The organism is Haloferula helveola (assembly GCF_037076345.1).
In the GTDB taxonomy this organism is placed as follows: domain Bacteria; phylum Verrucomicrobiota; class Verrucomicrobiia; order Verrucomicrobiales; family Akkermansiaceae; genus Haloferula; species Haloferula helveola.
The window spans coordinates 1593720-1614032 of the sequence record NZ_AP024702.1 but is presented as its reverse complement, the minus strand read 5'-3'; the positions used below and the strand labels follow the sequence as shown (position 1 = coordinate 1614032).

The following is a 20313-nucleotide window of genomic DNA, read 5'->3' as shown; positions in this document are numbered from 1 at the left end:
ATTCGGAGGAAGTATCCGACATTGAAATCACAACCCCGACAACGCGCCGATGACCCTGCTCATCGTCTATGTATTGGTCGCGCTCGGATTCTCATTCCTGTGCTCGGTTCTGGAAGCCACGCTTCTTTCCCTGACCCCCACCTCGGTTGAAACAGCCCGACGCGGAGGCGCGAAGTGGGCGAAGACGATGGAGAAGCTCAAGTCGGACATCGACCGTCCGCTCTCCGCCATTCTTACGCTCAACACGATCGCCCACACGATGGGGGCGGCAGGTGCGGGAGCGCAGTATGCGAAGACCTTCGGAAGCGGCACCGAAGCGGTCTTCGCAAGTGTCCTGACGCTGGCGATTCTCGTCTTCACCGAGATCATTCCGAAGACGCTCGGCGCCCGCTACGCGCTTCAGCTCGCTCCTCCGACGGCGTGGTTCCTGCCCAAGCTCCAGTGGATTCTCGCTCCGCTCGTCTGGCTATGCCAGCAGGTGACCCGGTTGATTACCTTCGGCCGGACGGGTCACAGGCCGATGCACCGGGAAGAACTGCTGGCGGTGGCGCGCCTCGGTGAGAAGGAAGGCGCCCTGAAGGCCAGCGAGAGTGCGGTGGTGAGGAACATCCTCCAGCTCAGCCAGGTCCGGGTCGCCGACATCATGACGCCGCGGCCGGTCATCTTCATGCTGCCGGCGTCGACTCCGATCGATGGCTTCGCGCCGCTCATCGAAGGCAAGCCATTCTCGCGGATTCCCATCACCGGGGATGATCCCGAGCACGTTGAGGGCTTCGTGCTCCGTGCCGAGGTGTTGCTCGCCTGCGTAAAAGGGGAGAAGGGAACACTCGAGCAGTTGAAACGACAGCTTCACGCCGTCCCGAAACAGATTTCCGTCGAGTCGCTGTTCCAGACGATGATCTCGGATGGCCATCATGTGATGCTGGTTCATGACGAGTTCGGCACGACCGTCGGCCTGGTGACTCTTGAGGATGTTCTCGAGACCATTGTTGGCGTGGAGATCGTGGATGAACACGACCAGGTGGCCGACCTGCAGGTGCTCGCCCGCAGCCTGTGGTCCCGCCGAGCCGACAAGATGGGTATCGATACCGATTCGTTCTCCGACCGATGAACCTCCTCTTCTGGTGGGAGGTTGTAGGAACGTTCGTCTTCTGCGTCTCGGGAGCGGTGGCCGCGCGTGGCAAGGACATGGACTGGTTCGGGATGTTCGTGGTCGGACTCATCACCGGCACCGGCGGCGGCATGCTCCGCAGCTTCCTGATCGGAGACCTGCCGCCGGTCTTTCTACGGGATCCGCTGTATTTCGGAATTGCCGGACTCGCGACGGTGATCGCGGTCGCCGGGGCAGGCTGGTGGGAGCGGGTCCGCCGGGCGGTGTCGGTCCTCGACGCTTTCGGGCTCGGCTTGTTCGTTGTCACCGGGATGCGCATCGCGCAGGCGCACGGGCTCGCCCCGTGGGCGGCACTGGCACTGGGAGTGATCAGTGCGACCTTCGGCGGACTGTTGCGCGACGTGATCCGAAATGAAGTGCCGCTGGTGCTGCGCCGGGAGATCTACGCGACCGCCTGCATCGCCGGTGGACTGGTTTTGATCGGCCTGGACGCGCTCGGATCGCCGGAGGGGCTCGCGCTCGCGGTTACGACCGCGGTGGTGGTGACGATCCGGTTGCTGGCCATCCGCTACGCGATCCATCGATCCGAGGCCTGAAGCTTGTTTCGGGTTTCCTGACCAATTGCCTGCCGGTGGAGCGCCTTTCGATCCGGCTCCTGATGGCGTTTGGACGCCCATTGAGCGTTGGTTTGGGAGGTGTGAAAAAATCTCTCCGAAAGGTATTGACGGTCGGGGGCTGGGGTGTAGTTTCCCCCCCGCCGCGCCTCCGGGGGTGGCACGAGAGACGGAAGTCGATCGGAGCTTCGAGTGGTCCTTCGGGACGGGTCGGACGGTCTGATCGGCTTTTTAGTCCCCTCGAAGGAGATCTTTCACAGCGACGGCTCGGTATTCATGCCGTGTGGGTCCGGACGGGAAACCGTTTTCGGGTGGCCATGCGGGAAGGGGATATCGAGCGGAGAGGAAAAGGCTAAATTGTGTGCTGCGTGGATTGGGAAGGATCCCGGTCGCGCGGTTCGGTGAGGCGCCCCTTGCGGGTGTTTTTCACCGAGGTCAATTTGGCTGTGGAAACACAGCAATACGTTTTTTACGGAGAGTTTGATTCTGGCTCAGAACGAACGCTGGCGGCGTGTTTAAGACATGCAAGTCGTACGAGGGATCTTTGGAGCTTGCTTTGGAGATTCCTAGTGGCGCACGGGTGAGTAACACGTGAGTTACATGCCCTGCAGTGGGGGATAGCCCGCCGAAAGGCGGATTAATACCCCATGGTACCTTCGGGTTAAAGGTGGCTTCGGCTGCCGCTGCGGGATTGGCTCGCGTCCTATCAGCTTGTTGGCGGGGTAACGGCCCACCAAGGCTACGACGGGTAACTGGTCTGAGAGGATGATCAGTCACACTGGAACTGAGACACGGTCCAGACACCTACGGGTGGCAGCAGTCGAGAATAATTCACAATGGACGAAAGTCTGATGGTGCAACGCCGCGTGGAGGATGACGGTCTTCGGATTGTAAACTCCTGTCATCGGGGAGTAAGACCTGGGGGTCAATAGCCCACAGGGTTGATAGTACCCGAAGAGGAAGGGACGGCTAACTTCGTGCCAGCAGCCGCGGTAATACGAAGGTCCCGAGCGTTGTTCGGAATCACTGGGCGTAAAGGGAGCGTAGGCGGTTTGGTAAGTCAGATGTGAAATCCCGGGGCTCAACCCCGGAACTGCATCCGATACTGCCGGACTTGAGTAGTGGAGGGGTAGATGGAATTCTCGGTGTAGCAGTGAAATGCGTGGATATCGAGAGGAACACTCGTGGCGAAGGCGATCTACTGGACACTTACTGACGCTGAGGCTCGAAGGCCAGGGGAGCGAAAGGGATTAGATACCCCTGTAGTCCTGGCAGTAAACGGTGCGCGCTTGGTGTGAGGGGTTTCGACCCCCCTTGTGCCGGAGCTAACGCGTTAAGCGCGCCGCCTGGGAAGTACGGTCGCAAGACTAAAACTCAAAGAAATTGACGGGGACCCGCACAAGCGGTGGAGTATGTGGCTTAATTCGATGCAACGCGAAGAACCTTACCTGGGCTTGACATGCATCGCTAATCCCGTGAAAGCGGGTGAGTCTTCGGACACTTTGCACAGGTGCTGCATGGCCGTCGTCAGCTCGTGTCGTGAGATGTTGGGTTAAGTCCCGCAACGAGCGCAACCCCTGTGAACAGTTGCCAGCACGTAATGGTGGGGACTCTGTTCAGACTGCCCAGATCAACTGGGAGGAAGGTGGGGACGACGTCAGGTCAGTATGGCCCTTACGCCCAGGGCTGCACACGTACTACAATGCCCAGTACAATTGGAACCGATGCCGCGAGGTGGAGGAAATCCGTAAAACTGGGCCCAGTTCGGATTGGAGGCTGCAACTCGCCTCCATGAAGTTGGAATCGCTAGTAATGGCACATCAGCTACGGTGCCGTGAATACGTTCCCGGGTCTTGTACACACCGCCCGTCACATCATGGAAGCCGGTAGCACCCGAAGTATCTTTTATTAGGTCCTAAGGTGAAGCTGGTAACTGGGATGAAGTCGTAACAAGGTAGCCGTAGGGGAACCTGCGGCTGGATCACCTCCTTTCTAAGGAGAAGCTGACAAACCGTATCACGCGGTCCCTGCAGCAGGTCGAGCCCCGTGTCTTTTGGGCGCGGGGTTTGGACGGGACGCGAGTTCCGTCCGATTACGAACCGACAATGTTTATTCATGCCGCGCGGATCCGGACGACGTAGGTTCGATCCAGTGTCACGCAGCGCACGATTTTGCCTTTGCCTCTCCAAGTCCGGGCATCTCCACGCCCTCCGGGGCGGGAAAAAGGGGGTATAGCTCAGTTGGTAGAGCGCCTGCTTTGCAAGCAGGATGTCATCGGTTCGAATCCGGTTACCTCCACCAGCTTCGGCGGGCGACCGCCAGGGAGTGCAAGCTCCTGAAACAGGGGCCTGTAGCTCAGTTGGTTAGAGCACACGCTTGATAAGCGTGGGGTCACAGGTTCAAGTCCTGTCTGGCCCACCATCTCCCGATCGTTCCGGACCGGCGTCGCAAATGAATGCGGAGGACTTTTCCGCTCTTTGACATCCGCATGGAGAAAAGAAGTTTTTTCAAGACTGCAAAATAATACAATCGCTCTCTGAGAGCCATGATTGCGGTCCTTGGAAACACTCGATTTCCACAAAGACAAGAGATTGTCTTTTTTACGGCACGTCCCGGACGGTCTGACCGGACCGGGGCGCGTTAAAAGAACAGACAGCTGATCCTGCTGTTCGCTTTTTCGGTTTTTTCCGATTTAGAGAAAGCAAGGAATCAAGCTAATAAGGGCACAGAGTGGATGCCTTGGTGCTAACAGGCGATGAAGGACGTGATAAGCTGCGATAAGCTTCGGGGAGCGGCAAATACGCTTTGATCCGGAGATTTCCGAATGGGGTAACCTGGCGGAGTTAGAACTCCGTCGTCCCTTCCTGAACAAAATAGGGAAGGGCACGCGATACCCGGTGAAGTGAAACATCTCAGTAACCGGAGGAAAAGAAAGAGAATCGATTCCGTAAGTAGTGGCGAGCGAAAGCGGAACAGCCCAAACCGGGAGCTTGCTCCCGGGGTTGTAGGGCCCCGACATGGGACCGTTGAGGATAGGTGAAGGATCTGGAAAGTTCCGACACAGAGGGTGAAATCCCCGTAACCGAAATCCGAGACGGCCCTAGGGTGTCCCTGAGTAATGCAGCACACGTGAAACGTTGCATGAATCTGCGCCGACCACGGCGTAAGGCTAAATACTAGTTAGCGACCGATAGTGAACCAGTACCGTGAGGGAAAGGTGAAAAGTACCGCTGCGAGCGGAGTGAAACAGAACCTGAAACCCTGTGCCTACAAGGTGTCAGAGCCCCTTCGGGGGTGATGGCGTGCCTTTTGCTTAATGAGTCTGCGAGTTGGTATCTGTGGCAAGCCTAAGTCCTTCCGGGACGGAGGCGAAGCGAAAGCGAGTCCGAACAGGGCGAGATGAGTTGCAGGTGCCGGACCCGAAGCGGAGGTGACCTACCCTTGGCCAGGTTGAAGCGTCGGTAATACGACGTGAAGGACCGAACCGGTGAATGTTGAAAAATTCTCGGATGAGCTGAGGGTAGGAGTGAAAGGCTATTCAAACCCCGTGATAGCTGGTTCTCCTCGAAATGCATTGAGGTGCAGCGTCGCGTGCTGACCATCGGGGGTAGAGCACTGACAAGGCTAGGGCCCATACCCGGGTACCAAACCTTATCAAACTCCGAATACCGGTGGGTGGAGCGCGGCAGTGAGACGGTGGGGGATAAGCTTCATCGTCAAAAGGGAAACAACCCTGATCAGCAGCTAAGGTGCCCAAATAACGCTAAGTGGAAAGGATGTGGGGTTTCACAGACAGTGAGGATGTTGGCTTAGAAGCAGCCACCATTTAAAAAATGCGTAATAGCTTACTCATCGAGAGACCCTGCGCCGAAAATGATTGGCGATAAGCGTTATACCGAAGCTCTGGGTGTCATGCCTTTGGCATGGCGCGGTAGAGGAGCATTGTCAGTACGTTGAAGCTGGATGGCGACTGAAAGTGGAGCGCTGACAAGAGAGGATGCAGACATGAGTAACGATAAGACCGGTGAAATCCCGGTCCGCCGTAAACCCAAGGTTTCCAGGGCTACGTTTTTCGTCCCTGGGTTAGCCGGGGCCTAAGCCGAGGCAGATATGCGTAGGCGATGGACAGCGGGTTAATATTCCCGCGCTCGCGACCCTTAAACAGGGGGGACGCATGACGAATTGCAACCAGGTGATTGAATTCCGAGGTGAGGCTACGGCCGATCCGCATTGCATGAAGTTGTGCCAAGAAAAGCCCCTGCGTACGCTAAGCGACCCGTACCGTAAACCGACACAGGTGGGTGGGATGAGTATTCTAAGGCGCAAGAGTGAACCCTGGTTAAGGAACTCGGCAAATTAGCCCCGTAACTTCGGAAGAAGGGGTGCCCCTCTAGGGGGGCCGCAGTGACCAGGCCCAACCGACTGTTTAGCAAAAACACAGCATTCTGCCAAGACGCAAGTCCAAGTATAGGATGTGACACGTGACCAATGCGGAAAGATTAAGGTGAGGTGTTAGCTTACGCGAAGCTCCGAACCCAAGTCCCCGTGAATGTCGGCCGTAACTATAACGGTCCTAAGGTAGCGAAATTCCTTGTCGGGTAAGTTCCGACCTGCACGAATCGTGTAACGAGTTGGGCGCTGTCTCAACCAGGTGCTCAGTGAAATTGTAGTGGCGGTGAAGATGCCGCCTACCCGCAGAAGGACGGAAAGACCCTATAGACCTTAACTGTAAGCTGTCATTGGCTTTTTGATTTGCATGCTCAGCATAAGTGGGAGGCGTTGAAGGTGCCCTTTAGGGGGTATCTGAGCCATCAGTGAGATACCACCCTTGTGTATTGGAGAGTCTAACCCCGCGCCGTACAACCGGCCGGGGAACAGTGTCAGCCGGTCAGTTTTACTGGGGCGGTATCCTCCCAAAGAGTAACGGAGGAGCGCGAAGGTGGGTTCAGCACGGTTTGCAACCGTGTGTCGAGTGCATAGGCATAAACCCGCCTAACTGTGAGGCCTACAAGCCGAGCAGATACGAAAGTAGGCCTAAGTGATCCGGCGGTTGAATGTGGAATTGCCGTCGCTCAACGGATAAAAGGTACCTTAGGGATAACAGGCTGATTTCGCCCAAGAGTTCATATCGACGGCGAAGTTTGGCACCTCGATGTCGGCTCGTCGCATCCTGGGGCTGGAGAAGGTCCCAAGGGTCCGGCTGTTCGCCGGTTAAAGCGGCACGCGAGCTGGGTTCAGAACGTCGCGAGACAGTTCGGTCCTCTATCCTCTGTGGGCGCAGGAAAACTGAGGGGTTCGTTTCCTAGTACGAGAGGACCGGAAACGACGAGCCTCTGGTGCACCGGTTGTCGTGTCAACGGCATGGCCGGGTAGCTAAGCTCGGACTGGATAAGCGCTGAAAGCATCTAAGCGCCAAGCCATTCCCAAGATGAGTTTTCCCAGAAGGATCGTGGAAGACGACCACGTTGATAGGCTGTAGGTCGAAGCGCAGCAATGTGCGTAGCCGAGCAGTACTAATCATCCGTCAGGCTTGATTCCTCTTTTTCTTTGTCGGAACCGAAGGGTTTCCGATGGACCGCGAGGCTCACCGAAAGGGGAGCGGTTGAAGCGGTCTTGGAAAGGAACTTTCTTTCCCTCCATGCGGATGTCAGGGAGCGGCGAACGCCGCCGCCGGCCCCCGGGCCTGCCCGTGGCCGACCGCAACCCGGAGATCTCCAAACCCTGATCCGAAACAGACCCAATCAAGCTAAGGCAGCCAGAGCCGCGACCCTGACAAACGACAGGCAGGATCGAACTCTGGTGGCCATAGCGCGGTGGAACCACCCGGTCCCATTCCGAACCCGGAAGTGAAACACCGCAGCGCCGATGGTAGTGGGGCGATAGGCCCTGTGAGAGTAGGTCGCCGCCAGGTCTGTGCCCGGCATCTCCAGCAATGGGGATGCCGGGCTTTCTTTTGTACCCACGGCACGCCCGAACCCCGCCCCCCGAACCCCGCCCCCCGGACCCCGGGCACCAGACCACACCCACACCAAAATCAACGTTGCCGGGGGGCGGGATCCGGAGATGCTTATCGCCGATGAGGTTGCTGGCGTGGTTCTTCGGCCTGATGGCCGTGATCCTGGGAATCTGGTTCGTTTGGGGAGGTGGCTTCGAGGAGCGCTTCACGCTCCGGGGATCGGTTGAGTATCTTGAGACTGCCGGCAGTTTTGCGTGGCTGCTGGGTTGGGGTTTGCTGGTGGCGGATATCCTGCTTCCGATTCCTGGAACCGTCGTGATGTCGGCCTTGGGTTGGGTCTACGGCCCCGTTCTGGGTGGTCTTCTGGCTGGCACCGGGTCGATGCTGTCCGGTCTGGCGGCGTATGGCCTCTGCCGTTTGCTTGGACAACGCACGGCGAGGTTCCTCTTGGGTGATCGCGACTACGTTCGGGGCCACGATTTGTTCGAAAAGGGAGGAGGCTGGGTCGTCTGTCTGTCGCGGGCCTTGCCAATTCTGCCCGAAGCGGTGGCTTGTACCGCAGGGTTGGTTCGAATGCCGTTTGGCAGGTTCTTCCTGGCGCTTGCCTGCGGCAGCTTGCCGATGGGCTTCGTATTCGGCTGGGTCGGTGCTGCAGGGCATGATGAACCGGCAATGGCGATCGGTCTGAGCCTGTTGTTGCCGGTTGTGCTCTGGGTTCTTTCCCGTTTGCTAAGCCGTCGGCTTGAGCGCAAAGTCGAGAGTGAACATGAGTGAGGCGTTGATCACATCGGGGCGGATCCGTCGGGGGTTGGCAGTGGTCATGTCATTCGTCGTTCTTGGGCAGCCGGCGGGCGCCCAAGGTGAGAAGCCGCCCGAGTGCCGTCTTCGGTTTCTTGCGGTGGGCAACGCTCCTCCGTTCAAGCAGGAGATTCGGGATGGGATTCGTTACGAGTTGCCTCCGGAACCCGGAAGTATCCCTCCGAGGAGGCTCAAGCTCTCGATTCCTGGGAAAGACGATGAAGAGAAAGAGATCGGGGACCTGCGGGTGAAGCTCGGCCGATTGTCAGAGGCCCTTGCGTTCAAGCTGGGTGAGGGAGGCGAGTTTGTTCTCCGAGAGAACGAAGGAGGCGAGCCTTGGCTGAGGCTTCCGAAGCCATCCAAGGGCGGAGATTTTCTGGTTGTGCTTCGTCGCGATCCGAAGGTCGGGAGTTGGGAAAGTGCGGTGGCGGAATTCATTCCGGATCAGGCGCCCGCAGGCAGCGTGACGCTGCTGAATGTCTGCGGGGTGCCGGTGGCCGTGGTCTTCGGTGAGAGCAAGTTGGCTTTACCGAATGGGAAACCGTGGCGTGGAGAACTTGCGGCCGGGAAGCCGGTGGCATTCGAATATGGGATCGCCGATGCCCAGGGAGGATTGTCGAGATTGACTTCGAGGAGTCTCGAGCAAGGTGCAGGTGAACGGACCCTGGTGATCCTCAGCCGTGCGGATCGCGAGGACGCGCGTCATCCTGTGAAGATGACGGTGCTACGCGAGGCCGTGCGCTAAGCGGTTGATTCCGCGGGTGCCGAGATCCTAAGCTCTCCCCATGAGCAGCGGCTCCATCGTGGTCAAAGTGTTCCTGTATCAGATTACCCCGGTGATCTGGCGGCGGTTTTCGATTCCGGCGGATTCAACATTCGAAACGCTTCACGACGTCATCCAGGCGGCCATGGGCTGGGAGAACAAGCACCCCCACGAGTTTCGGCACGGCAAGGGCAAGCGGCTGGTGGATGTGATAGGTCCGGTGGGTTTGGAGGATCAGACTCCCGGCGAGTTTCAGGATGAGAAAAAGGTGACGATTGCCGATTACATCGGACGCCGTCGTTTGCCGCTTCGCTTGCTCTACCGGTATGACTTCGCCGAGGAGTGGATTCACGAAGTGGTGTTCGAGAAGAAGGAGGATGAGGGTGGCCCCGCCACTCTGCTGGAAGGGGAGCGGGCCTGTCCGCCGGAAGACTTCGGAGGGGCGTTCCAGTACATGCAGGCTTTGAACGGAGAAATCGCTTGGGACCATCCCGGCTATGACCCTGAGGCCTTCGATCCGAAGAAGGTGAGCCTTGAGCCGAAGAAAGAGCGGAGGGGTGCGTAATCCCGACTACTCCCCTGATTCAGTGAGCGGGGGTGAGGCGGAGATTGCGAAGGGCACATCGAGCCACTCCGCCGTGCGGAAGTGGCGGATCTTCCAAGACGCGATCGATGAAACCGGTTCCTTCGACTCGAAGTAGAACCAACTTTCCTTGCTGTAGAATGAGTGGGTTGCACCCGTCTTCGTGGCGATCACATGACCGCTTTCATCGAGTGCTTCCACTTCGAGGATTCGTCCGGCATTCCCGACAGCTTTGAATTCAAGGAACCCGTCGCCGGCTCGCAATGGAATCAAACTCAAGCCTTCGATCTCGATCGGAGTTCCGAACGGCTTATTGCGGTCGGCAGTCGGCTCGGTGAGGGTCCCGCTGAACCCGGATGGAATGACGGTCGTGACCTCGTCGGTTCCGAATGCCACACGGCAATGTCCTCTCACATCGACCGGGCCAATGGACCAAAGTCCTAGTCCGTAACGCTTGCCGCGATCCTTGCTCCAAGAGCTTTCAAGTCGCAAGGGGCGGTACTGGTCACTGCACATCGGAACGTCCCGCAGAAAATCCCTTCCGCGTCCGTCCGTCAGGTCGCTTATCCACAGGCTGGTGGCGATGGGCTGCCGTCCGTCCGGGCAATCAATCACGATCGGGACGGACATTTCCGGATAGCGGCGATGGTCGTCGCGCTCGATGAACTCACCTTGCCTGATTTCGACCACGGGGCGCTGGCCGTCCGGTAGCGGTTCACCCCAATCCTCGTCCGCTGGAGCGTGGCGGGACGGAGCCTCGTCATGGTCCCACCAGCCGTGCTTCCGGGACTCGGTGGTGACCGAAAAAGTCAGATGAAAGGGGACGACCTGGCGGCTGCATCCGGTCATGTAATTGAATGTGATAGGCTTGTTTTCAGCAGCTTTCGGCAGTTGAAAGCTGGACCAGTATCCTGGAGAAGGGTCTTCAGGCCAGTGAGGAAGGGATCTCCGCATCATCTGGTCTGCGAAGCCGAATTCCCCACGTCGAGTGGCAACTTCGGTGATGAACGGGCTGTCTGGGGCCGCGACAAAAGCAACGCTACCTCCATGGGACTCAGACTTTGACAAGTCCACCTGAACGATCTCCATGCGGTGCCCTTCAATCTCGATGCTCTCGCCAACTTCGGCTTTGAATCCGTCTATCGTAGTTGTGCCCACTTCGCCGCCGTCCCAGACTTCGAACCTTCCCGAGACCTCGATCCGGCTGACGTCGTCGTGCGGCAATCGAGGGCTATCCACTCGCCAGGTGATTTGCTCAGGTCGGGAACCGAGTCGCCAGTCACTGCCACCCGGATTCACGCTCATGTGGGGAATGGCCGATCGTGGGGAAGGGGTCAGAGTGCCTCCGATGAGGGTATTGCCCCGGTCGTCCGTGATCTGATCGACCGTTAGGCGGCAAAACGCAATCGGCTTTCGGCGGTTGCAGTCGATGTGGATTTCGAACGAAAGGGGTGAGGGCGAGGTGTTCCAGGGAACTTGTGGGTCAAAGGTCGCTTCTCCGGCATAGACGACGTAGGGATCCGCAATCATGCGCTGAAGCGCGGGCACGCCGTAGTTGAGGATCGCGAATACCGTGACCCCTCCGACGACGATGACCTTGACCCACTTCAATCCGGGCCGCTTCCCGGTTGGTCCGCCTTCTGGTGACTTGGTCATATCGAGGTGCTTCGGCTCTTCGACTGCCGCTGGTACGCGAACCACGCCCAGAAGACTGCGTTCGCGGCGATCAAAACCACCAACCCGATGATCCAGATCGCAGTGATGGCCCGACCGGATTCCGGCAGGTTGGGAAGGATCGAAACCACCGCCGCCACCAAGCCAACGCCCAAGCCCCACAGGATGTAACGACGCGACTCCCGGAAGATCACGGATCGAATGACGGTTCCGGAGATCCCGAGAGTCCGCAGGAGGTCGAACTCGGAACGACGCTCCGCGAGGTTGCGTGCGGTGAGCAGTCCTAATCCGGCGCTGCCAAGGATCACGCCGAGTCCTCCCAAGACATGGAAGATCGCGATATAGGTGTTTTCGACGCCGTGGAAGGCGGCGAGGCGTTCCGAGGTGGTCGAAATTGAGGCACCGAGGTCGGTGAAGGCACGCTGGAGCTGAGTGCGATCAGAATCGAGCAGACCCGTTCCTTCGGCGAGGAACAGCCGGTAGCCGACGGTCGACGGAAAGTGCCGGAGGAAGGCCTGCTCATCAACGACGAGGCTTCCTTGGAAGACCGAATCCGCGAGAGTCCCGGCGATCTGCACGGAGAGTTCGTTTCCGAAGTCGTCCGTGTAGGTAATGGTGTCACCGAGCTTCTTCTTGAGCACCCAGAGAAGGGTCGTCTCATCGACAAAGGCAGTCAGAGTAGCCTCCCGGCCGGGTCGCTCAAGGTCCGCCCACCCGGGTTCGGTTTCGAATATGGTGTCCTTGATCCTGAAGCGCCCTTCGAGCTCCGATACCTTGGTCGCAAGCAGGCGCGGACGTGCCACCGCATTCAGGTTGAAGCACGAGGCGTCGTCTCCGGTGCCGACTCTGAACGGCAGCAATGTTCCCGGAGGATCGGATGCAAGGTCGAGCCCGTCACCTGCCGCGGAACGGTTCACCGGAGAGGTGGTCTCGATCCAGAACGAGAATCCTCCCGCTCCGCTTTTCGGATCCTTCCATTCCCCGCCGCCGTGCTTTTGGAAAGCGGCTACCGATACGACGAGGAACACGCCGGAAGCGAGAGCGGAGGTGACCACGAGGCTCCGGGTGGGGCGGCGCGAGGTGTTGAGGAGCGCGAGGCCCTTTGGGTGAACTGCTTCTTCGGGAAGAAGTTCGGTCTTCTTGAGGCGCGAGGTGAAGAATGCCAGACCCGCGATGAGAAAGGAGAATCCGGCTAGGAAGAAAGCTCCCTGAGGGCCCATCACCTTTGATGCGGCAAGAGCCGCCACGCCAACGACCGCCGATCCGACAGCAACCATCAACGCTTTCGACTTGCGGGTGCGAATCACCTCTTCCGTGCCTGTCTCGAGACGCAGGCTGGCGCTACGCTTCGACTGGCGGCGTGTGACCCACCAGATGGTGATCATGGTCACCATCACGAAGCCGAGAGTCCCCGCGATGGTGGAGACCGGACTCATGTGAAAGCGAAAGACCCGATCTCCACCTGTAGACCAGATTGTCTCGAGGAAGAGGAGCAGGCCGCGGGTGTAGGCGATGGCGATGAGCCATCCGCAGATGCTTCCGAGGGTGACAACAACCGCGCCCTCCGCGAGGCGCCAGCGCAGGAGCTTGCGGGCGGGAATCCCGAGGGCGGCGAGTAGTCCCGATTCGTGGTTGCGTTGCTCGACGTTGAAGCGGAACAGCATCGCCGTAAGGCCGACTGCGGCGACGATGAGAAAGAAAGACATGCTCAGGAACAAGGTGGCGATGTCGACCGGTGAGGCCGCCGCGGCCGTTGCTTCGGCTTGGACGTCTCGAATGGTGAGTCCCGCGTCGGAGGGGTCGAGGGTGTCGAGAAGCTTGCTTTCAAAGTCAGCGACCGGAATGTCGCTGTTACGAAACCGGAGTGACGTCGACGAGCCCCACCGGTTCTCCCACAGTTTGGCGGCGGCACGATGCGTGATGAAGGCTTTCGGTGTGCCCCGATGGTCGTCCCAGTAGGTCTCGTCTTTCTCCCGAATGCGTCCCAGATCCAGCGGTAGCCCCGGAGTCCAGTCGGCATTGTCCTCCGCCTCGGCAATGCCCGGGAAGTCGGGCATCCAAAGCTTGTCCGCGGCAAGGCCTTCCAGAGGAGTGATGCCGCGGACCGTGAAGGTCGCTGACTCCTCGTCGAGGCGGTTGTTGCTACCGAGCACGTAGTAGGTCAGGCGGACTTCATCACCTGGCTTCGCTTCCAGGTCGTCGGCTTCCCACGAATTGAGCACGATCTCGTCGTCCTTCAGATCTCCGGGTAGAAACGGAGCTGCATCGATACCCGTGACCATCGAGTAAGGTGTTTCCTTGCTGTTGGCGGCGATGGTGTTGGCGAGATAGGTGAGAACGGTGCGGGCTTCCGGATAGAGTTCTCTGGCATTTACCTCGACCGCGGGAGGAAGAAAGATCCGGTCGGTCCGGAGTTCGGTCGACTGTGCGAGGGGGATCGGCTGGAACCGGAGCCCGTAGTCCTCGAGCGCCATTTTTGCCTTCAACTGCTCGGGATCGATGCCGGCGCCGCGAAGGATCAAGTTTGTCTTTCCGGGGCGCTCGATCGACTCGGCGAGCCGCTCGATGGGCAGGCAGAGAAGGGGTGTTGGCAATTGGCTGGCTCGCAGGCTGAAGCGGCCCATGTCGGTGTCGGAGAGGATGTGTGCGACAGTTCCTCTCAAGGTGATCAACTCGTCCGACTCCCCCGAGAGTGGAGCGTCGTGGGACAGCAGTCCGGGTTTGCGCAGACGGGCGACAATCGAGTCGCCCTCCTTGGCTCCGAGTTGGCGGGCGAGCGTCCGATTGATGGCGAACTCCTGAGGCTTCAATTCGAGAGGCTCCATGCCCGACGGGGCGAGCAGCCAGAACTGCTCATCGACGCCGAGCAGATCGACTTGGCCGGTCGACAGTTTTCCGGCGTTTACCTGGGCCTGAAGCTGGAGAACGGGAGCACCGTTGATGCGTTTGGCGAGGTCCTGCGTGACGAAGTTCTCGCCGCCAACCACGACCGACTCGACCAAGCCGATCCGCTGGGAGGAAAGCTGGCGGAGCGTTTCCTTCACCGAGTCGCCGGCGAAGAGCGCGCCCAGAAGGACCATGGCGCCCAGTGCGGCGCCGGCCAGCACTCCGAAGTAGGATCCACGGTAGTGGACCAGGCCTCGGCGGATGAAGGTGAGAGCGGTCATCTCGCTGTGATGAATGATCAGTGACCCGCGGGATGGAGTTGACCGGCTTTAAGCTCGAAGGTCTTGGACATGCGATGGGCCAACTCGTGATTGTGGGTGACGACGAGAAGCGTGACCCCCTCGTTGCGGTTCAACTCAAGCAGCAGGTCGGCGACCTGATCGGTCGAAGCCGGATCGAGCGAACCCGTCGGTTCGTCCGCGAGGATGAGCTTCGGCCGGTTGATGAGGGCGCGGGCGACGGCGGTCCGCAACTTCTCTCCTCCGGACAGCTGCCAAGGGAGATGGTGGAGGCGGTCCTGCAGGCCGACTTTCACCAGCAATTCCATCGCGCGGTGCTGGGTGTCCGTTGCCGGTTCCTCCCAGTCTCCGGCGAGGCGCGGAACCATGACGTTCTCGAGAACATTCAACTGGGGCAGCAGGTGGTGCTGCTGGAAGACGAAGCCGAGGCGGTGATTGCGGAAGGCGGCGGCGTCGGACTCTGACAGCTGCGCGATGTCGATGTCGCCGATCTCGATCGACCCGGCTGTGGGCCGGTCCAGAGCCCCGAGCAGGTTGAGCAGGGTCGTCTTGCCGCAGCCTGATGGTCCGATGATCGCGGCGGTGGCGCCGTCGTCGAGGTCGAGCGAGAGATCCTTGAGGACTTCGACCGTCTCGCCGGGGGTCTCGTAGCTCTTGCTGAGGTGTTGTGCGCGAATCATCGGATTACTTCAGGACATGCCAGCGTCTGGCTTTGACTTCGAAAACGGGAAGGGTGCCGGGTTCGACGGCTTCGACCGGCAGGCGGAGGCTGAAGGTGGATCGAAGGGCCTGGGCGAGGGATACGGCAACGGAATCGGTCGCCTCGACCTGAAGGCGAAGCTCGGGAAGGGAGGTTCGCTGATCGACTTCGACCCGATACTCTCCGATGCCGTCGACCGAGCGGACGACGGCATCAATGGCACTTGGGTGAATGTTGATGCCGCGGATCACCACCATGTCGTCGGCACGCGCCAGGACGCCGCCTTCCAAGGCGAAGCCGCCGGTGTGTTCCACCGGTTTCACCAGGTCGCCGGTGCGGTAGCGGATCAGGGGAGAACCGTATCGGCCCAAAGTGGTGAGAACGAGCTCGCCAATCTGGCCGGTTGGCACCGGGCTGCCATCGGTCGGCTCGACCACCTCACAGAAGTAGGCTTCATGCCGGAGAAGAAGAATATCGGGATGATCGTGATCACTGACCGACACCGGGCCGATCTCGGTCATTCCGTGGTGATCGAAGACCCGGGCGCCCCAGGCGGATTCGATGCGGGCGCGGACTTCGGGAATGGAGCCACCGGGTTCCCCACAGACGATGATTTTCTCGACGCCGGCTTCTGAAACGGGAAGTCCGACGGATTCACCCACTTCGGCGAGGCGTAGCGCGTATGTCGGCGTGCAGCACAGGACCGTGGCTCTCGAGCGTTGGAGAAGCCGGAGCCGGTCTTCAGAAGAGAGTCCTCCTCCCGGGACGGCCCGGATTCCCATGCGGGTCGCTGCTTCGAAGCCTGCCCAGAAACCGAGGAACGGCCCGAAGGAGAATGGGAACAACGCGGTGTCGCCGGGTTTCACTCCGGCGCCCCGCCACACCCACTCCCAGTTGTCGAGGATCCACGACCAACCCGCCGGATCATCGAGCCAGATCAGCGGCTTGCCGCGGGTGCCGCTCGTTTGATGGAAGCGATGATATCCATCGAGGGCAAAGGTGTGGGTCGTCCCGTAGGGCGGATGAGCTTCGTGATCGGCGGCGAGTTCGTCCTTGGTGGTGAAGGGGATGCTCGAGGTGAATACTTCCAGATTTTCGAACCGGCCGACGTCGCCGAGCTTCGCGCGGTAGAACGCGTTCGCCGGAAGGATCGCGGCGAAGAGTTCGTTCAGCTGGCGAAGCGGGTCGGGCATCGTGTTGCGTGACGTCCGGTCAGTGATCGGCGGATTGTTCGACTGCGGCGGGTTTCGGTGGAGCCGCCGGTGCGGGCTTGAACTTGGTGGCCATGAAGCCGCCGACCGCTGCGAGCAGGATGCCGATGTAGAAGGGAACCGGGATCGCACCGATGCCGCCCTTCGGCGGATGCATGGCGATGCCGACCACGGCATTCACGATCGGCGCGCCGGCAAAGATGGTCGACATGACCAGCACCGCGACGATGCCGGGGTTCATGCCCGACTTGATGCCCGAGCCCATCGCCACCAGCACGAAGAACGCGCCGATCGCGCCGAGGATCCCGGCGAAAAGCGACAGCCACATGCCCTTGGGCGGCATGTTCCAGCTCATGTTCTTCGAGAAGAGCAGGATCGCCAGAGGTGCGAGGACCGCGACCAGGAAGTAGGCGATGCCGACGAAAAGGAATGCCTTGTAGCGTCCGAGTTCCTTGTCTGCCATGCCCATCTGGCCGGCGTGAAGGAAGATGCCGTAGAGGCCCCAGCAGGCGACGGTGATGAGTGCGAAGTAGAGCCAGTTCATGTTTTTCATGGAGTCGGTGGTGTTCCGTCTACGCTTCGGCGGACGGGTCCGTGATCAGGGATTCGAGTTGGGATCGGAGGGAATCGGGAACGGGGACCGCCTGGATGCCGTTCTCGGTGAGGGCCACGTGGGCTGCGGCGATGCTGCCCTCCGCGATCAGGGTTTCGCCGCGGGTGATTTCGAAGAGGTAGCGGATCGAGCGATTGCGGACTTCCGAGACGAACACCGCGATGTTGAGTGTGTCGCCGAAACGGGCCGGGGCGCGATAGTCGCAGGTGGCGTTGACCCGGGGCCAGCCGGTCTCGGTGCCTTCGAGATTTCCGTGCAGCTGATGGTTGATGCTGCGCAGGAAGGCGTGCTCGGCGGCTTCCATGTAGCGGAAGAAATTCGAAAAGTGAACGATGCCCGCCATGTCGGTCTCGTAGAACTCGACGGTGCGCTGGATTTCGAAGGCGGGTGTCATGGCTGGAGAAAGTGAACCGCAAAGACGCCGGGGACGCAAAGGTTCGGATTCGGGTGCTCGGTCAGGAAACGAGAGGAGTCGCAAGTTCAAGGAAGCGGTCACGCATCGCGGAGACGCTGTAGCTACGCTCAGCCGCTTGACGGCTGTTCTTGCGGTAGGTCTGGAGATCGTCGGGGCTTTGGAGAAGCTCGTGCCACGCCGTGGCCAGGGCGATCGGATCGTCTGGAGGCACGAGCAGGCCGGCTTCGTGGGGCGTGATGATCTCCGGAAACGAGGATGCGTGCGGTTGAACGACGGGTACGCCGCTGGCGAGGGCCTCGACGAGGTACAGACCGAAGGCTTCGGGGTAGGTGGCGGGCACCGAGAATAGGGTCAGCGAGGCGAGCATCTCGGCCTTCGCTTCCCTGGAAAGGTTCGGAGACCAGGTGACGTGATCGCTGAGCCCCACTTCATGGAGTTGCTGTTTGAGCTCCTCGACCAGTGCCAGGTCTCCCGCGGTCGTCGCGCCCGCGATGTGAAGACGTGCGTCGGGATGGTTGAGTTTTGTTCGCAGGTGGATGAATGCCTCGACCAAATCATGGACACCCTTTTCCCGGATCATGCGCGCGAGGTATCCGATCACCGGAGGCGAGTCGGCGGGCGCTGCGGAACGGTAGCCTTCGAGGTCGATCCCGTTGGGGAGCACCTCGATGCGAAGGTCGGGTGACTCGAGTCGGTCGCGCATTAGGTCGGCGTAGAACTGGCTGGGCGATACCAGCAGGTCGGCTTCGCCGAGCCGCTCACGCAGTTCCGCCCAGCACTCGGACTTGAACGGTTCCGGAAGGCCGTCGAGGAAGCTGTCCTCACCTTGGAAGCTGCAGATGATCTTCACCCCGAGCCGATTCTTCAGCTCCCGGATCATGCCCGCTTGCAGGGCGGTGCCGAGGCAGAGAATCTCGGGCTTTTCGTTGGCGAGCCAGTCGATGAGTTTGTCGAGTTCGGCGTCGAAGTTGCTGTCCTCGATCCGGAGCATGGCCAGAGCCATTTCGCCGTGCTCGCGGGCGGAGGTCATGTGGCTGCGCTTGGCGGCGGACCGGAGGAGGCCGGAGTGATTGAGGAGCTTGTGGAGCCAGCGGGGCGCGGTTTTGAAGAACGGGATCTTCTGCTGCAGGAAGACATTGATGCCACCGAAGAAGATCGGGTTGTCCGCTTGGAGGTGCTGATCCTCATCAAGCTGCAGCGGCAAGTACATCGGCAGCAGCGAGACTTCATGGCCGGCGGCGTGGAGTGACTTGGCGAGGGCGTTGTCGCGCATGCAGGCTCCGCAGTAGTAGGAGCCGGTGCCGGGAGTGAGGATGGCGATCCGCATGCGGGGGTCAGGCTAGCGGCGGAACCACGGGGGCGGAAAGTCTGAACGGCCGGACGTGGTCTCGCAGACCATCCGGAAGCTTACGCTCCCACCGGAACGCGCCCGTAGGTCAGGGGTTCGGGCAGGGAGGCGAGTTCCTCGATGGCGGCGGTGAGGTCGCTGTAGTCCTTGCCTTCGACATTGCCGATGAGCAGGTCGGTGAGTTTCGGCCGGAGGTCGGGGTGTTTGCGGATAAGTTTGGCGAAACTGAACTCCGGGTCGTAGAAGGCGTAGACAATCTGGCGCATCGTCTCGATGTGTCCGCACAGTGCTTCGCCATAGTCGGCAAATGCGCCTGCCGACGTATCGTCTTTCTCAAGCGCCATGTGCACGGCATCGGCGGCCATTTCGCCGGACTTGAGGGCGAGGAAAACACCGCTCGAGAAAACCGGGTCGAGGAAGGCGAACGCATCGCCCACCAGGACGAGCCCGTCGGTCGCACAGTGCTCGGCGCGGTAGCTGTATTCGCCCGCGATCCAGTACTCGCCGAACTGCTCGCCTTCGGACAGGTGTTCCTTGATCCACGCGTTGTTCTCGATTTCGCGGGCGTAGATCTCGGCGGGATCACGCGTTTCGCCGGGGCGGTAGAGGTAGTCGCGCTCGGCGACGATTCCCGAGCTGACGATGTCGTCGCGGAGCGGAATATTCCAGAACCAGCCGCCTTCCGGAAGATAGGCGATGGTGGTCGCGCCTTCGTCGAGGCCGGGGTCACGCTTGGCGCCCTTGAACAGGGTCCAGATCGAGATCTTGTTGAGCTTGGGGTCACGCTTTCGCCAGCCGTGCTTGCGTTGGAACAACGCGTCGCGACCGGTGCAGTCGAGGGTGATCGGAGCGGTGACCTCGTAGGCGTCCTCGTCGCCTGTGCGCGCCTTCACGCCGATGACCCGGTCACCGTCTTTCAGGAAGTCCAGTGCGGTGGTGTTCTCGCGGACCTCGACTCCTTTGGCTCGCGCGTTGTCGAGGAGCATGAGGTCGAACTGTTCGCGCTCGACCTGCCATGTGGTGGCCGCCGGATGATCGAAATGTTGGAAGAAGTAGAAGGGAGCGGAGATACGGCCGTCGGTGGTGGCGAACTGGACCGATTTCTTATGCTGGAAGCCGATCTCGTCCATGCGGCCGGTGACTCCGAGCCGGTTGAGCGTGTGCCAGCAGAAAGGCATCAGTGACTCACCCACATGGTAGCGGGGAAATGTGGTCTTCTCGAGAAGCAGGACTCGGTGTCCCTTCTCGGCGAGGAGGGCGGCGCAGGTGGTTCCGGCGGGGCCTCCACCGATCACGAGGGCGTCGTAGTCTTTTTTCATCAGTCTGGATGTCTCCCTGAGCG

At 60.2% G+C, this 20313-nt stretch carries 13 protein-coding genes, 2 tRNA genes and 3 rRNA genes; 10 read left to right on the top strand and 8 right to left on the bottom strand.

The window, feature by feature from the left end; translation table 11 throughout:
• Positions 1-49 precede the first annotated feature (49 nt).
• The 10 genes from HAHE_RS05780 to HAHE_RS05735 all read left to right on the top strand — a co-directional run bounded on the left by HAHE_RS05780 (position 50) and on the right by HAHE_RS05735 (position 9807).
• Positions 50-1111: a hemolysin family protein gene (locus tag HAHE_RS05780; RefSeq protein WP_338689330.1), complete on the top strand. Its 1062-nt coding sequence runs from the start codon at positions 50-52 to the stop codon at positions 1109-1111.
• Entirely contained in the window at positions 1108-1707 is a 600-nt protein-coding gene (locus HAHE_RS05775; protein ID WP_338689329.1) for a trimeric intracellular cation channel family protein, read from the top strand. The genes HAHE_RS05780 and HAHE_RS05775 overlap by 4 nt, the downstream gene beginning before the upstream one ends.
• A gap of 486 nt (positions 1708-2193) precedes the next feature.
• Positions 2194-3717: ribosomal RNA gene (locus HAHE_RS05770) — 16S ribosomal RNA — on the top strand.
• 233 nt (positions 3718-3950) lie between these two features.
• Positions 3951-4026 (top strand) — tRNA-Ala (locus HAHE_RS05765).
• A 43-nt stretch (positions 4027-4069) separates the two neighbouring features.
• A tRNA-Ile gene (locus HAHE_RS05760) sits at positions 4070-4146 on the top strand.
• Between the two features lie 286 nt (positions 4147-4432).
• Positions 4433-7263 (top strand): 23S ribosomal RNA (locus tag HAHE_RS05755).
• Positions 7264-7520: 257 nt separating this feature from the next.
• Positions 7521-7636 (top strand): 5S ribosomal RNA (rrf, locus tag HAHE_RS05750).
• Together the 16S, 23S and 5S rRNA genes with 2 tRNA genes alongside form the textbook arrangement of a ribosomal RNA operon.
• Before the next feature lie 165 nt (positions 7637-7801).
• Entirely contained in the window at positions 7802-8455 is a 654-nt protein-coding gene (locus HAHE_RS05745) for a TVP38/TMEM64 family protein (RefSeq protein WP_338689328.1), read from the top strand.
• Positions 8448-9224, top strand: coding sequence for a hypothetical protein (locus HAHE_RS05740; protein ID WP_338689327.1), 777 nt, complete (start codon positions 8448-8450; stop codon positions 9222-9224). The genes HAHE_RS05745 and HAHE_RS05740 overlap by 8 nt, the downstream gene beginning before the upstream one ends.
• A gap of 40 nt (positions 9225-9264) precedes the next feature.
• Positions 9265-9807, top strand: coding sequence for a plasmid pRiA4b ORF-3 family protein (locus tag HAHE_RS05735; RefSeq protein WP_338689325.1), 543 nt, complete (start codon positions 9265-9267; stop codon positions 9805-9807).
• Between the two features lie 6 nt (positions 9808-9813).
• Here HAHE_RS05735 and HAHE_RS05730 read toward each other — a convergent pair whose 3' ends face one another.
• The 8 genes from HAHE_RS05730 to HAHE_RS05695 form a co-directional block, all read right to left on the bottom strand.
• Entirely contained in the window at positions 9814-11130 is a 1317-nt protein-coding gene (locus HAHE_RS05730; RefSeq protein ID WP_338689323.1) for a hypothetical protein, read from the bottom strand.
• 347 nt (positions 11131-11477) lie between these two features.
• Positions 11478-14666: an ABC transporter permease gene (locus tag HAHE_RS05725; protein ID WP_338689321.1), complete on the bottom strand. Its 3189-nt coding sequence runs from the start codon at positions 14664-14666 to the stop codon at positions 11478-11480.
• Positions 14667-14683: 17 nt separating this feature from the next.
• Positions 14684-15364, bottom strand: coding sequence for an ABC transporter ATP-binding protein (locus HAHE_RS05720; RefSeq protein WP_338689319.1), 681 nt, complete (start codon positions 15362-15364; stop codon positions 14684-14686).
• Positions 15365-15368: 4 nt separating this feature from the next.
• Positions 15369-16577: a phenylacetate--CoA ligase family protein gene (locus tag HAHE_RS05715; protein ID WP_338689318.1), complete on the bottom strand. Its 1209-nt coding sequence runs from the start codon at positions 16575-16577 to the stop codon at positions 15369-15371.
• A 19-nt stretch (positions 16578-16596) separates the two neighbouring features.
• The gene (locus HAHE_RS05710) at positions 16597-17148 is read right to left on the bottom strand and encodes a hypothetical protein (RefSeq protein WP_338689317.1); all 552 of its coding nucleotides are present in this window, start codon (positions 17146-17148) and stop codon (positions 16597-16599) included.
• 19 nt (positions 17149-17167) lie between these two features.
• Positions 17168-17602, bottom strand: a complete 435-nt coding sequence (locus HAHE_RS05705) for a thioesterase family protein (RefSeq protein ID WP_338689316.1) — start codon at positions 17600-17602, stop codon at positions 17168-17170.
• 61 nt (positions 17603-17663) lie between these two features.
• Positions 17664-18950 (bottom strand): glycosyltransferase family 4 protein, encoded by a 1287-nt coding sequence (locus HAHE_RS05700; protein ID WP_338689314.1) that lies wholly within the window; start codon positions 18948-18950, stop codon positions 17664-17666.
• A gap of 80 nt (positions 18951-19030) precedes the next feature.
• Complete coding sequence (locus HAHE_RS05695; RefSeq protein ID WP_338689312.1) at positions 19031-20290, bottom strand: NAD(P)/FAD-dependent oxidoreductase; 1260 nt, start codon at positions 20288-20290, stop codon at positions 19031-19033.
• Positions 20291-20313 lie beyond the last annotated feature (23 nt).